This is a genomic window from Luteibacter flocculans (genome assembly GCF_023612255.1).
Classification (GTDB): Bacteria; Pseudomonadota; Gammaproteobacteria; order Xanthomonadales; family Rhodanobacteraceae; genus Luteibacter; species Luteibacter flocculans.
This window is the reverse complement of sequence record NZ_CP063231.1, coordinates 3,161,608-3,175,273: the sequence shown is the minus strand read 5'-3', so window position 1 is coordinate 3,175,273 and position 13,666 is coordinate 3,161,608. Positions and strand designations below refer to the sequence as shown.

The 13,666-nt window shown below is 64.8% G+C and carries 13 protein-coding genes; 1 reads left to right on the top strand and 12 read right to left on the bottom strand.

The window, feature by feature from the left end; all coding sequences use genetic code 11:
• Window positions 1–19: 19 nt before the first annotated feature.
• The 12 genes from lpxA to rpsB form a co-directional block, all read right to left on the bottom strand.
• A complete protein-coding gene (lpxA, locus tag IM816_RS13740) occupies window positions 20–793 on the bottom strand; it encodes an acyl-ACP--UDP-N-acetylglucosamine O-acyltransferase (protein ID WP_250338504.1) in 774 nt (257 codons plus the stop codon).
• Complete coding sequence (gene fabZ, locus IM816_RS13735; protein WP_072321776.1) at window positions 790–1,263, bottom strand: 3-hydroxyacyl-ACP dehydratase FabZ; 474 nt, start codon at window positions 1,261–1,263, stop codon at window positions 790–792. Before fabZ ends, lpxA begins: the two co-directional genes overlap by 4 nt.
• Window positions 1,260–2,288, bottom strand: a complete 1,029-nt coding sequence (gene lpxD / locus IM816_RS13730; RefSeq protein ID WP_072321775.1) for a UDP-3-O-(3-hydroxymyristoyl)glucosamine N-acyltransferase — start codon at window positions 2,286–2,288, stop codon at window positions 1,260–1,262. Before lpxD ends, fabZ begins: the two co-directional genes overlap by 4 nt.
• 71 nt (window positions 2,289–2,359) lie before the next feature.
• Window positions 2,360–4,792, bottom strand: a complete 2,433-nt coding sequence (bamA, locus tag IM816_RS13725) for an outer membrane protein assembly factor BamA (protein ID WP_250338503.1) — start codon at window positions 4,790–4,792, stop codon at window positions 2,360–2,362.
• A 186-nt stretch (window positions 4,793–4,978) separates the two neighbouring features.
• Entirely contained in the window at window positions 4,979–6,322 is a 1,344-nt protein-coding gene (rseP, locus tag IM816_RS13720) for an RIP metalloprotease RseP (protein WP_250338502.1), read from the bottom strand.
• Window positions 6,323–6,368: 46 nt separating this feature from the next.
• Window positions 6,369–7,553: a 1-deoxy-D-xylulose-5-phosphate reductoisomerase gene (locus tag IM816_RS13715; RefSeq protein ID WP_250338501.1), complete on the bottom strand. Its 1,185-nt coding sequence runs from the start codon at window positions 7,551–7,553 to the stop codon at window positions 6,369–6,371.
• Between the two features lie 2 nt (window positions 7,554–7,555).
• Complete coding sequence (locus IM816_RS13710) at window positions 7,556–8,374, bottom strand: phosphatidate cytidylyltransferase (RefSeq protein ID WP_250338500.1); 819 nt, start codon at window positions 8,372–8,374, stop codon at window positions 7,556–7,558.
• Window positions 8,375–8,386: 12 nt separating this feature from the next.
• The gene (uppS, locus tag IM816_RS13705; protein WP_250338499.1) at window positions 8,387–9,121 is read right to left on the bottom strand and encodes a polyprenyl diphosphate synthase; all 735 of its coding nucleotides are present in this window, start codon (window positions 9,119–9,121) and stop codon (window positions 8,387–8,389) included.
• A gap of 20 nt (window positions 9,122–9,141) precedes the next feature.
• On the bottom strand, window positions 9,142–9,699 hold the full coding sequence (frr, locus tag IM816_RS13700) for a ribosome recycling factor (RefSeq protein WP_250338498.1): 558 nt from the start codon (window positions 9,697–9,699) through the stop codon (window positions 9,142–9,144).
• Window positions 9,700–9,787: 88 nt separating this feature from the next.
• Window positions 9,788–10,510: a UMP kinase gene (gene pyrH / locus IM816_RS13695; protein ID WP_250338497.1), complete on the bottom strand. Its 723-nt coding sequence runs from the start codon at window positions 10,508–10,510 to the stop codon at window positions 9,788–9,790.
• Between the two features lie 177 nt (window positions 10,511–10,687).
• Window positions 10,688–11,566, bottom strand: coding sequence for a translation elongation factor Ts (gene tsf, locus IM816_RS13690; RefSeq protein WP_250338496.1), 879 nt, complete (start codon window positions 11,564–11,566; stop codon window positions 10,688–10,690).
• A gap of 75 nt (window positions 11,567–11,641) precedes the next feature.
• Complete coding sequence (rpsB, locus tag IM816_RS13685; protein WP_072321766.1) at window positions 11,642–12,493, bottom strand: 30S ribosomal protein S2; 852 nt, start codon at window positions 12,491–12,493, stop codon at window positions 11,642–11,644.
• A gap of 373 nt (window positions 12,494–12,866) precedes the next feature.
• Here rpsB and map point away from each other — a divergent pair, with 373 nt between their 5' ends.
• A complete protein-coding gene (map, locus tag IM816_RS13680) occupies window positions 12,867–13,634 on the top strand; it encodes a type I methionyl aminopeptidase (RefSeq protein ID WP_250338495.1) in 768 nt (255 codons plus the stop codon).
• The last annotated feature ends 32 nt before the right edge of the window (window positions 13,635–13,666 follow it).

Here is a 13,666-nt window from a genome sequence, read left to right as displayed (position 1 = left end):
ATGGCGGCGCCGACGGGCATTACCTGGCGAGCGAGCGCTCGCTCCGGTCGATGAATTCGAGCATCTGACGCACGTCTTCGCTCGTTTCGGCCTGGGCCATCAGCTGTTCGCGTGCTTCGGCGAGCGGCAGGCCTGCCATGTACAAGGTGCGGTAGGCACGCTTGATGGCGGCGATGCGGGTGGTGTCGAAGCCGCGTCGCTTCAGGCCTTCGCTGTTGATGCCGCGCGGACGGCCACGCGTCTCGTTGGCCATCATCACGAACGGCGGCACGTCCGAACCCACGAGACAGCCCATGCCGATGAACGCGTGCGCGCCCACCTTGCAGAACTGATGCACGCCGGAATAGCCGGAGAGGATGGTCCAGTCGCCGATCTCGGCATGCCCGGCCAGGGCCGAGTAGTTCGAGAAAACGACATGGTTGCCCACCTGGCAATCATGCGCAACATGCACGTAGGCCAGCAGCCAGTTGTCGCTGCCGATGCGGGTGATACCGCCGCCGTCACCCGTGCCGCGGTTGATGGTGACGAACTCGCGGATGAGGTTGCGATCGCCGATGACGACCTCGGTGCGCTCACCCTGCCACTTCTTGTCCTGCGGCGGGCCGCCGATGGAGGCGAACTGGGAAATGCGATTGTCCCGCCCGATGACGGTGGGACCTTCGATCACCACGTGCGGACCGATGGTCGTGCCTTCGCCGATGACCACGTCCGCGCCGATGATGCTGTAGGCACCAATGCTGACGTTGTCCGCGATACGTGCGGACGGATCGATCTGCGCGGTGGCATGGATCATTTGTCGGCCCTCGCGGCGCACATCAGTTCGCAGCAGGCGACGATCTTGCCGTCGACCTTGGCCTGCGCCTCGAACAGGCCCATGCCGCGGATGAGACGCTTGAGCGACACCTCCATGCGCAGCTGGTCGCCGGGGGCGACCACAGCGGAGAAGCGCGCGTTGTCCACCTTGACCAGGTAGAACAGCGGGCTGCCCGACTGGCCGTCGATCTGGCTGGTGATCTGCGTGAGCAGGCCGGCCGTCTGCGCCATGGCTTCGACGATCAAAACGCCCGGCATGACCGGATGGCCGGGAAAATGACCCTGGAAGAACGGCTCGTTGATCGTGACGTTCTTGATCGCGGTGATGGTCTTGCCCGGATCGATCTCGATGACCCGGTCCACCAGCAGGAACGGGTAGCGATGCGGCAGAAGCCGCTGGATCTGCTCCACGTCCACCGGCAGCGTCACGGCAGCTTTCGTTTCGGTCATTGCCCTTTATCCTTTTCCAGCGCCGCGAGGCGACGCGCGTACTCGTCGAGATGTTTCATGCGCGCTGCATTTCGCCGCCATAGGCGGTTCTCCTGCAGCGGGGAGCCGGACGAATATTCACCGGATTCCCTGATCGATGCCGTCACGAGGCTTTTTGCCGTGATGGTAACCCGGTCGGCCAGTTCGAGGTGGCCCAGGATGCCCGCATTGCCGCCGATGAGGCAGTAACGGCCGATTTTCGCGCTACCGGCGACGGCCGAGCAGCCCGCCATGGCCGTGTGCGCGCCAATGTGCACGTTGTGGGCGATCTGAATCTGGTTGTCGAGGCGTACGTCCTCTTCGAGCACCGTGTCGTCGAGCGCACCGCGGTCGATGGTCGTGTTGGCCCCGATCTCGCAGTCGTCGCCGATGCGCACGCCGCCCAGTTGGGGAAGCTTGACCCAGTGGTCGCGGTCGAACGCGATGCCAAACCCGTCGGAGCCGATGACCGCGCCCGGATGCACGAGGACACGCTTGCCGAGGGTGACTCGAATGACGAGGGTCACGCGCGCCACGAGGCGGCTGCCTGCACCGACGACGCAACCCGGTCCAATCGTGCAATGCGGACCGAGTACGGCGTTTTCCTCGATGACGGCGCCATCTTCGACGACGCAGCAAGGACCGACGCTCGCGCTGGGATGCACGCGTGCCGACGGCGACACCACGGCACTCACGTGGATGCCATGCGGCGCATCGGCATGCTTTTCGAACAGCGCCGCGATCTTCGCGTAAGCGACGTAGGGGTCCTTCGCTACCAGCGCAGCGCCCTGGCGCAAGGGCAGGGACTCGGCCGCGAGTACCACGATGCCCGCCTGGGATTCGGTGAGCTGCGAGGTGTATTTCGGGTTCGACAGAAAGGTGAACTGGTTGGGCGTGGCTGTCGCCAAGGTGCCGACACCGTCCACGGTGGTGGCCGGATCGCCGTGCGCCTCCAGCCCGAACCGCTCGGCCAGTTCGCCAAGAGTGAATTGCGGATTCCCGCTCACGGAAAACTCCCAAAAGAAAGGGGTGGCGTTTGAGCCACCCCTCTGATTCTACAGGTTCTTTGATTGGAGCTTTAGAACGTGTTGCCGAAGGTGAACTGGATGCGCTCGACGAAGCGGCTGTCGGCGTCCTTCTTACGGAACGGCACGGCGAAGTTGATGATCAGCGGACCGATCGGCGCCTGCCACTGCAGCGAGAGGCCGGTGGAGGCACGCAGCTCGCTGGCGTCGAACGCGCCATAGTTCTTGTAGACATTGCCGACGTCCACGAACCAGGACACGCGGGCCGTGTTCACGTCCTTCAGGAAGGGCAGGGGCAGGAACACCTGCGCCGTACCCAGCACCTTGAACGCGCCACCGACCGGCTGGCCGTAGCTGTAGTAGCCGCCCGTGCACTGGCCCTTCGAGTTCGGCGCCAGCGTGGTGCTGCCGCCGTCGCACAAGCGCGGACCGAGGGTGTTGTCCTGGAAGCCGCGCACGTCGCGCACGCCACCGGCGTAGTAGTTCTCCCAGAACGGGAATTCGACCTTGTCACCCTTCTGGTACAGCAGGTGCTGGACGGGCTGGCCGTCCGCGCCGACGGTGTAGTAGTACCCGTTGTGATCGTAGGTCTGGCCGTAGGTCTTGCCGTACCCGATCTGGCCGTCGAGGTAGAGCACGAAGCCCTTGCCGATGGGCCAGTAGTGGTTGGCTTCGCCGAACAGCTTGTAGTACTGCACGGTGGAGCCCGGCAGCGAACCCGAGACCGATGCCGTGAGCTGACCACCGCGGGTCGGGGCCCAGTAGCTGTTGCGCGTGTCGTGCGAGTAGCCGAGGCTCGACGTCCACGAATGGATCGTCTTGTTGCCAATGGCGTCCTGGTACGCCACGAGCTGGCTCGGCGTGTAGAACGAGGTGTTGATGAGATTGGAGCTGACGCCCAGGCTCGTCGACACCGAGTCGAAGTCGGTGATCGGGAACGACAGCGTGGTCTCGAACGACTTCGTGCTGTACGTGTAGTTGGCGAGGTCGGTATCGCCGTAGTCGAGCTTGCTGTAACCCAGGTTGTAACCGATCTGGATACCGGAGTCGGTCAGGTAGGGGTTGGTGTAGCTCGCGTTGACGCGCTTGTAGTACGTGCTGGTTTCCGCGCCGATGGAGAAGCGGTCACCCGTACCGAGGAAGTTGTTCTGCGACACGGACGCCGACAGGATGATGCCGGAATACTGCGAGTAACCCACGCCGAACATCAGCGAGCCGGCCGACTGTTCCTCGACCTTGGCGGTCAGGTCGACCTGGTCGACGGTGCCGGGAACCAGTGCCTTGTCGATGTCCACGGTCTTGAAGTAGCCGAGGCGCTGCAGGCGGGTCTTCGAACGATCGATGGCGCCCTGCGAATACCAGGAGCCTTCGAGCTGGCGCATTTCACGGCGCAGCACCTCGTCTTCCGTACGGGTATTGCCCTGGAACACCACGCGACGAACGTACACACGCTTGCCCGGCTCGATGAAGAGCGTGAGGTCGGCAGTGCGCTTGTCCTTGTCGAGCTTCGGAATCGGCGTGACCTTGGCGAACGCGTAGCCGATGTTGGCGAGGATGCCCTTGATCGCGTCGGTGCTGGCTTCGATTGCACCGCGATTGAAGGTGTCGCCCTTGTGGATGAAGACCAGCTTGCGCAGGGTCTCTTCGGGAAGGATCAGTTCGCCGAGCAGCTTCACGTCGGAGACGGTGTAGACCTCGCCTTCCTTCACGCTCGCGTCCACGTACATGGCGCGCTTGTCCGGGCTGATCGCCACTTGGGTGGAATCGATGCCGAAGTCGGCGTAGCCGCGGTTCATGTAGTAGTTGCTGAGCTTCTCCAGATCGCCGGAGAGCTTCTCGCGCGAGTACTGGTCGTCCTTCGAGTACCAGGACAGCCAGTTGGTGGTGTTCGACTCGAAGCCGTCGCGAATTTCCTTGTCGCTGAAAGCCTTGTTGCCGACGACGTTGATCTCCTTGATCTTCGCTGCCTTGCCTTCGCGGATTTCGATGTCGATCGCCACGCGGTTGCGATCCAGACGCGTGACGTGTGGCTCGACCGAGACGTTGTACTTGCCGCGGTTGTAGTACTGGCGGATCAGTTCCTGCTGCACGCGGTCGAGCGACAGGCGGTCGAAGGTCTCGCCTTCGGCCAGGCCGATTTCCTTCAGGCCCTTGCGCAGGTCGTCTTCCTTGATGTCCTTGTTGCCGCGCAGCGTGAGCTTGGCGATGGCGGGACGCTCGATGACCTTGATCACCAGGATGTCGCCCTGGCGGTCGAGTTCGACGTCGCTGAAGAACTTGGTTTGGTACAGGGCGCGGATAGCGGCCTGGGCCTTGTCGTCGCTAAGGGTCTCGCCCTTTTCGATCGGCAGGTAGCTCAGCACCGTGCCCTGCGCGATGCGCGTCAGGCCGTCGATACGGATGTCGGAAACGACAAACGGCTCGAAAGCGGCAAGCGCATTGGCGGACAGGGAGGCAAGCAGGATCAGGGCGGCGATACGCTTCATCGTCGATTCCGTTGGGTTAATTCCAGTCGACGGCGGACGAGGCCGGCGACCGAAGAGGAGCACGCGCCGGGCTCATGCCCAGCGTCGTTCGGCGCAGAGCGCGTGTGCGCCCGTAGCCTGGGTGATACGGTGATGCCGTGCGAAGGCGCGCACGTGCGTCGGACCCGCGTACTGCGCGGCACCGACTCACGACACGAGCATTCGCTGAATATCGTTGAAGAACGCGAGCCCCATCAGCGTGAACAGCAGGAGGATGCCCACATATTGGCCGGCGATCATGGTGCGTTCGCTGACCGGGCTGCCCTTGATCAACTCGATAAGGTAATACAGCAGGTGCCCACCGTCCAAGACCGGGATGGGAAGCAGATTCAGAATGGCAAGGCTGAGCGAGACCAGGGCGAGGAAGTTGAGGAACCAGCCGAGGCCGCGATTGGCCGAATCGTTGGCCACCTGCGCGATGCCGATGACACCGGAGAGGTTCTTGGTGGATGCCTCGCCGGAGAGCATCTTGCCGATCAGGTTGAAGGTGGACGTGGTGCCCGACCAGGTGGCGCGAAGCGACTCGCTGAAGGCGCGCACGGGTCCGTAGCGGAGCGTGGCTTCTTCCGGGGCCTGGCGGGCCACGCCGATCAGCCAGCGCGTGGGCTGGCCCTGTTCGGATTTCATCCGCGCCGTGACTTCGATGGTCTTTGTCTGGCCGTCACGCTGCACGGCGACGTTGAGCTTCGGCGAGATCGCAGCCTGCTCCGGCACGATCCGGGTGAAGTCGCTGAAATCCGATACCGGCTTGCCGTTGACGCTGAGGATGCGGTCGCCTGTGCGGATGCCGGCGAGGGCAGCGGGATCGCCCGGCACGACCTGGCCGACGACCGGCGGCGCTTGCAGGCCGAGTCCCAGCTGGTCGAAACGCTTGCCGATGTCGCCGCCGGCATCGAGCCGCTGCACGGGCAGCACCACGTCTCGCTGGGTGCCGTCGAGGCCCTTGACGCGCACCGGCAGCGGTTCGTTGCCGAGCAGCGCGTTGGCGAGGATCTCGGTGGCGTCGCTCCACGTGGCCACGGCATCGCCATTCATCGCGATCAGGCGATCGCCCGGGCGGATGCCCGCAGCGGCGGCCACGCTACCGGTATTTGCGGTGACGACCGGGGCCACATCCGGCTTGCCAATCATGTACATCGCCCAGAAGGCGACGACGGTGAAGATGAGATTGAAGGCGGGACCGGCCGCGACGATGGCGATCCGCTTCCACACCGACTTGCCGGTGAATTCTTCGTCGCGCTCGGCCGGCGAGACGTCGCCCTCGCGGGCGTCCAGCATCTTGACGTAGCCGCCAAGGGGAATCGCTGCGATCTGATACTCGGTGCCGTCCTTCGCCACGCGACGCCACAGCGGGCGCCCAAAGCCCACCGAGAAGCGCAACACCCGCACGCCACAGCGGCGAGCGACCCAGTAGTGGCCGAATTCATGGAAGGTCACCAGCACGCCGAGCGTAACCAGCAGCCAGAACACGGAACCTAGGACAGGGCTCATCGGGGAGGGAGGGTCTCGGTGGAAAAAGTGTTGGAGTGGAGCGAGTTTAGCAGTAAGCGCGATGGAGCACGCCCCGCGCCGCCCGACGAGCTTCGGCGTCACGTGCCACAAGGGTCTGGACATCGACCACGGCTTGGGCCGGCAGTTCCTCAAGTACGCGCTCTACCAGTTCCGAGATGCCCAAAAAGGGGAGGGAACCGGCGAGGAACGCCTCTACGGCTACCTCGTTGGCGGCATTGAGGATGGCGGTGGCATCGCCACCCGCGCGCAGCGCCGCGAAGGCGAGGGCGAGGCAACGGAAGGTTTCCAGGTCGGGGGCTTCGAAGTCGAGCCGGGCGTGGGCGGCCAGATCGAGGGGCGCCACGCCCGCCTCGATCCGCTCGGGAAAGGCGAGGGCGCAGGCGATCGCGGTGCGCATATCCGGGTTGCCGAGCTGCGCGAGGACCGACCCGTCCACGTAGTCGACAAGGGAATGGACCAGGCTTTGCGGGTGGACCACCACTTCGATGGCATCGACCGGTGCGGCGAACAGGTGATGGGCTTCGATCACTTCCAACCCCTTGTTCATCAGGGTGGCGGAGTCGACCGAGATCTTCCGGCCCATGGACCACTTGGGGTGTGCGCAGGCTTCGTCGGGTGTGATCGCGCCCAGATCGGCGCGCTTCCGGCCGCGGAAGGGGCCACCCGAGGCGGTCAGGATGAGCCGGCGAACGCCCGACCGAGCGAGGTCGGGCCGTCCGCCAGGCAGGCACTGGAAGATGGCGTTGTGTTCGGAATCGATAGGGATGAGGTCGCCACCGCCCTGGCGCAGCGCGTCCAGAAGCAGGGCGCCACCCATCACGATGGATTCCTTGTTGGCCAGGAGCAGGCGCTTGCCCGCGCGCGCCGCGGCCAGGGTGGAATCGAGGCCTGCCGCGCCGACGATGGCGGCGACGACCGTGTCGCACAGCGGTCCGGCTGCCGCCGCGGTGACGGCGTCGGCGCCGGAGGCCACCTCGCAGACGACGCCGGCCGCTGCAAGCCGGCGAGCAAGGTCGGCTTCCATGGCGGGATCGGCGATGATCGCCAGGTCGGGACGAAAGCGCTCACACAGCACGGCCAGCGCCTGGGTATCGCGATGGGCCACGAGCACGCTGGCGCGGAAACGCTCGGGATGGCGGGCGATGACGTCGAGCGTACTGCCACCGATGGAGCCGGTAGCGCCCAGCACCGCGACCTGACGCGGACTCATGCTCAGAGGCCCAGCAGGAGCTTGCCGGCCACGAACACAGGCAAGGCGGCGAAGACGCTGTCGAGACGGTCGAGCAGACCGCCATGCCCAGGGAAGAGCGCGCCCGAATCCTTCACGGCCGCATGGCGCTTCATCAGGCTCTCGAACAGGTCGCCCACAACGGCAATGCCGACGGTGGCGATGCCGAGCACGACCATGCCGCACAGCGGCCAGGTGCCGCGCACGCCGAGCAGGTATCCACCAAGGAAGGCCACGAGACCGCCCGCCATGACCGCGCCGTACACGCCAGCCCAGGTCTTGCCCGGGCTGATGCGCGGCGCCAGCTTGCGCCGGCCGAACTGCCGTCCATTGAAATAGGCGCCCGTGTCGGCGGCCCAGACGATCACGAGCGCGAGCAGGGTCCACCAGTTGCCACGCTCACTGGAGTGCAGGAGTGTGGCCGCGGCGAAGGCGGGCACGATCACCAGTGCGCCGGTTCCGAGCTTGAGCAGGCGATTCTCTGCATTGGGGGCGGCAGAAAAGTTGAAGTTTCGCAGCCAGAAGCAGCAGCCGATCCACCAGGCTACGCCGATGACGGTCAGCAGGGTCAGCAGGCCCGGCGTGCGGATGATCAGCAGGGCGGCGAAGATCGCGGCCGCTGCCACCGTGACGATGGCACGGCCTGCCTGGGTGCGGCAGCCCGCCAGCAGGCTCCATTCCCACGCCGCGCCCACGAAGACGATAGCGATCAGCGCGGCGAAGAAGCCGGTGGGCGGCAGGAGGATCAGCGCCAGGACCAGGGGTATGAGGATCGCAGCGGTGATGATGCGTTGCTTGAGCATGGGATTCCGGCGTCAGCCCGCGACCTGTTCGCCGGTGCGCCCGAAGCGGCGCTCGCGGCGGGCATAGTCGTCCAGGGCCTCGGCAAGGCAGGCCTGGTCGACGTCGGGCCACAGGGTGTCGGTGAAGTAGAGCTCGGCATAGGCGATCTGCCAGAGCAGGAAGTTGCTTACCCGGCGCTCGCCGCCGGTGCGGATGAACAGGTCCAGCGGCGGCTGGTCGGCCAGGCAGGTATAACCGTGCAGGCGCTGTTCGTCGATATCGCCGATGGCGAATTCGCCGCGAGCTGCCGCTTCTGCCGCGAGGCGTGCGGCGCGCGCGATATCCCAGCGACCGCCGTAGTTCACTGCCACGTTCATGTTGAGCGCGGCGTTGTTCTCGGTGCGCGCCATGGCGGCTTCCATGCGCTCGCGCAGTTCGGGCGCGAAGGGTTCCAGATCGCCCACGAAGCGAATGCGCACGCCGTTGCCGTGAAGCTCGTCCACCTCGCGGTCGATCGCTTTCAGGAACAACTCCATCAGGGCGGATACCTCGCCGGGCGGCCGTTGCCAGTTCTCGCTGGAGAAGGCGAACAGCGTCAGCGACGCGATGCCCTGGCGCAGGCAGAATTCCACGGCCTCGCGAACGGCCTTTTGGCCGGCATGGTGACCGAACGTGCGCGGGCGAAAGCGCTGCTTCGCCCAGCGGCCGTTGCCATCCATCACGATGGCGAGGTGGCGGGGTACCCGGGCGTCGGGCCTCGCTGCCATGGGACGGTTCCGATGGCGCGTCAGAGCGCCATCAGCTCCTTTTCCTTTTCCTTGACCACGTCGTCGACCAGCTTCACGTATTTGTCCGTGAGCTTCTGGATGTCGTCGTCGGCGCGCTTCTGGTCGTCCTCGGTGATTTCCTTGTCCTTGAGCAGCTTGGCGACGTGCTGCACGGCATCGCGGCGCACGTTGCGGATGGCGATCTTGGCCTGCTCGCCTTCCTTCGCCACGCTCTTGGCGAGTTCCTTGCGGCGCTCCTCCGTCGGCGGCGGGAAGTTCAGGCGGATGTCCATGCCCATCGTGGTCGGCGTGATGCCCAGATCGGACGCCATGATGGCCTTCTCGATCGGGCCGACCATGCTCTTGTCGAACGGCTTCACGGACAGCGAGCGCGCATCCGGCGTGGTCACGTTGGCGACCTGCGAGAGAGGGGTGTCGGTGCCGTAATAGGGCACGCGGATGTTCTCGAGGATCGACGGGTTGGCGCGGCCGGTGCGGATCGTCTTCAGGTCGTGCTTTAGCGAGTCGATGCTCTTGCCCATGCGGGTCTCAGCATCTTTCTTGATGTCGTTGATCATGGGCTTTCATCCGGTGGAACGGGTCAGCAGGCGAGTATAGCAGCGGCGTCGGCACGGCCATGCTGCGCCGTGCCACGGAAGCGTCGGTTCAGCCGGCGTCGACGAGCGTACCTACCGCCTCGCCGTGCATGATCTTCATGAGGTTGCCGGGCGCGGTCATGTCGTAGATGCGCAGGGGCAGCTTGTTCTCTCGGCACAAGGCGATGGCGGCGGTATCCATGACCTCCAGCCGACGCTCGATCACCTGGTTATAGGTGAGATGGTCGTAGCGCTGGGCGCTCGGATCGCGTTTCGGATCGGCGGAATACACGCCATCGACCTTGGTGGCCTTGAGCAGAAGGTCCGCACCCACTTCGACAGCACGCAGCGCGGCGGCCGAATCCGTCGTGAAGAACGGGTTGCCGATGCCCGCGGCGAACAGGGTCACGCGGCCCTTTTCCAGATGACGGATGGCACGACGACGGATGAAGTCCTCGCATACCTCGTTGATCTTGATGGCGCTCATGGTGCGTGCCTCGCCGCCGAGTTTCTCGATGGCGTCCTGCATGGCCAGCGCGTTCATCACGGTGGCGAGCATACCCATGTGATCGCCGGTGACGCGGTCCATGCCCGCGGCCGCGAGGCCAGCGCCGCGGAAGATGTTGCCGCCACCGATGACGACGCCCACCTGCACACCGGCGTCGCGAACTTCGAGAATTTCCTTCGCGAGCCGCCCGATCACCTTCGGATCGATGCCGTAATCCTCGCTGCCCATGAGGGCTTCACCGGAGAGCTTGAGCAGGATGCGGCGGTGGTTCAGCGGATTGCTCATGGGGGTCTCCAGATTGTGTGGGGCAAAACGGCCGTAGTTTAGCGTGAAGAGTGAACCGTGAAGAGTGAACCGTGAACAGCAAAAACGGAGCAGCTTCTACGTGCGGTTCACTGTTTACGCTTCACGCAAAGAAAAGGCCGCAATCGCGGCCTTTTCTTTGCAGCTTACGGGAAAGGCTTACGCCAGGCCGGCCTGCTTCATCACTTCGGCCGCGAAATCGTCAGCGACCTTCTCGATGCCTTCGCCAACTGCCAGGCGCGCGACCGACACGATCTCGGCGCCACCCTTCTTGAGGGCTTCCGCCACGGTGACGTCGCCGTCGAGCACGTACGGCTGACCGACGAGGGTCACTTCGGCCAGGATCTTGTTGACCTTGCCCGAGACGATCTTGTCGAGGATGTCGGCCGGCTTGGCCTTGTCCTTGTCCGTCATCTTCGAAAGCTCGATTTCCTTTTCCTTCTCGAGGAAGTCGGCCGGAACGTCTTCCACCTTGATGAACTTGGGGTTCATCGCGGCGACGTGCATGGCAATGCCCTTGGCCAGCTCTTCCGAGCCACCCTTGAGCGCGACCAGAACGCCGATGCGGCCGCTGTGCGAGTAGGCGCCGATGGGGCCGTCGTTCTGCACGCTGGCCATGCGGCGGACTTCGAACTTCTCGCCGATGGTGAGGGTGAGCGCCTTCGCGCCTTCCTCGACCGAGGCGTCGCCGAGCTTGGCGGCCTTCAGAGCTTCGATGTCGGCAACGCCGGTCTCGAGAGCAACGTTGGCCACGTCCTTGGTGAACTGAATGAAGTGCTCGTTGCGCGACGAGAAGTCGGTCTCGCTGTTCACTTCGACCAGCACGGCCGAGCCGGCCTTGCTCGCGACGGCGATGAGGCCTTCGGCGGCGACGCGGTCGGCCTTCTTGTCAGCCTTGGCCATGCCGTTCTTGCGCAGCCATTCCATCGCCATTTCGATGTCGCCGTTGTTTTCGACGAGTGCCTTCTTGCACTCCATCATGCCAACGCCGGAACGCTCACGCAGTTCCTTGACGAGGCTAGCGCTGATGTCAGCCATGGTAATTCCTCAATGTTTTGATGGGCGCCGCGGCGGTGTTGCCGCGGCGCCGGGTGATGCGGAAGGGGCGGGCGCTTACGCGCGGGCGCCGCGACCACCGTCACGGCCGCCTTCGCGACGCGGGGCACCCTTCTTGGCCGGCGCGCCACGACGCTCGCCGCGCGGGGCCTCGTCCTTGGCGACCGGGTTGCCTTCTTCGTCCAGCTCGACGAACTCGTTGGCGTCGCCACGGGCGGCGTTCGGAGCGGCAGCCTTGCCTTCCAGGATGGAGTCGGCAGCGGCGCGGGCGTAGAGCTGGATGGCGCGGATGGCGTCGTCGTTACCCGGGATGGCGTAGTCGACGAGGGCCGGATCGTAGTTGGTGTCGACAACGGCGACGACCGGGATACCGAGCTTGCGGGCTTCCTGCACGGCGATGTCTTCATGGCCGATGTCGACGATGAAGAGGGCGTCCGGCAGACGGTTCATGTCCTTGATGCCGCCCAGCGAGTTCTGCAGCTTCTCGCGCTCGCGACGACGGGCCAGCACTTCGTGCTTGACCAGGCGCTCGAACGAACCGTCGGTTTCGGCGGCTTCGAGTTCCTTCAGGCGAGCGACGGACTGCTTCACCGTGCGGAAGTTGGTCAGCATGCCGCCGAGCCAGCGGGCGGTGACGAACGGCTGACCGGCGCGAGCGGCTTCTTCGGCGAGGGACTCGCGGGCCGAACGCTTGGTGCCGACGAACAGGATGGTGCCGCCCTTCTGGGCCAGGCCCGAGAGGAAGTTCATCGCGTCGTTGAAGAGCGGGAGCGTCTTCTCGAGGTTGATGATGTGGATCTTGCCGCGGGCGCCGAAGATGTACGGAGCCATCTTGGGGTTCCAGTAACGGGTCTGGTGACCGAAATGGACGCCGGCTTCCAGCATCTCGCGCATGGTGACTTGTGCCATGGAATACTCCTGGGCGAACCGCTCTGGCGGTTCTATGGGGGTTGGGACCTCCACGCATCCCCGGCTTCGACCCGACCTGGACGCGACGCCTTTCGCGACGACGACAGGTAGGGCACCCCGAAGGCGGTGCCGATGCGTGTGTGGCGTTAAAGCGATTGCCTTGCGCCGGGGCCAAGCGTGGCGCCGTGCGGTTACAATCGCGCTTCGAATCGCCGCCGTGTTCATCCTGTGGATGACTGCGCCGGTCAGCAAAACTCGCCGATTGTAGCCTTTGGAAGCCTCTCGCCGCAAGCCGAGGCTGGCAACCGGGAGGGGCGCCCCCATCTGGGAAGGCAGGCCCAATCCCCTGAGGGCAAAGAAAAAAGAGAGAACTATGGCTGTCGTACCGAAGACCCCCGATGAAATCCAGGCCATGCGCGAGGCCGGCCGTCTGGCCGCCGAGGTGCTGGCGATGCTTGTGCCGCACGTGAAGCCGGGCGTTACCACGGAGTATCTGGACCAGCTCGCCCACGATCACATCGTGAACGTGCAGAAGGCTATTCCGGCCAACGTGGGCTATCGCGGGTACCCCAAGACGACCTGCACCTCGGTCAACCACGTCATCTGTCACGGCATTCCTAGCCCGAGCAAGGTGTTGAAGGACGGCGACATCGTCAACATCGACGTGACCGTGATCAAGGACGGCTGGCACGGCGACACCAGCCGCATGTATTTCGTGGGCACGCCGAGCGTGCTGGCAAAGCGCCTGGTGGACACCACCTTCGAAGCGATGATGAAGGGCATCGAGGCCGTGAAACCCGGCGCCACGCTCGGCGACGTCGGCGCGGCAATCCAGAAGCATGCCGAGGCGGCGGGTTTCTCCGTCGTGCGCGAGTACTGCGGCCACGGCATCGGCAAGGTCTATCACGACGAGCCACAGGTTCTGCATTACGGTCGCCCGGGCACGGGGCTTGAACTGAAGCCTGGCATGACCTTCACCGTCGAGCCGATGGTCAACGCCGGCAAGCCGCAGACGAAGTCGCTGCCGGACGGTTGGACCGTGGTGACCAAGGATCATTCGCTGTCGGCGCAATGGGAACACACCATTGCCGTCACCGAAGACGGCTTCGAGATCCTTACGCCGTGGCCCGACGCCGCCTGATCGTTCTTCCGTAGTACGGCGCACCGTATGCG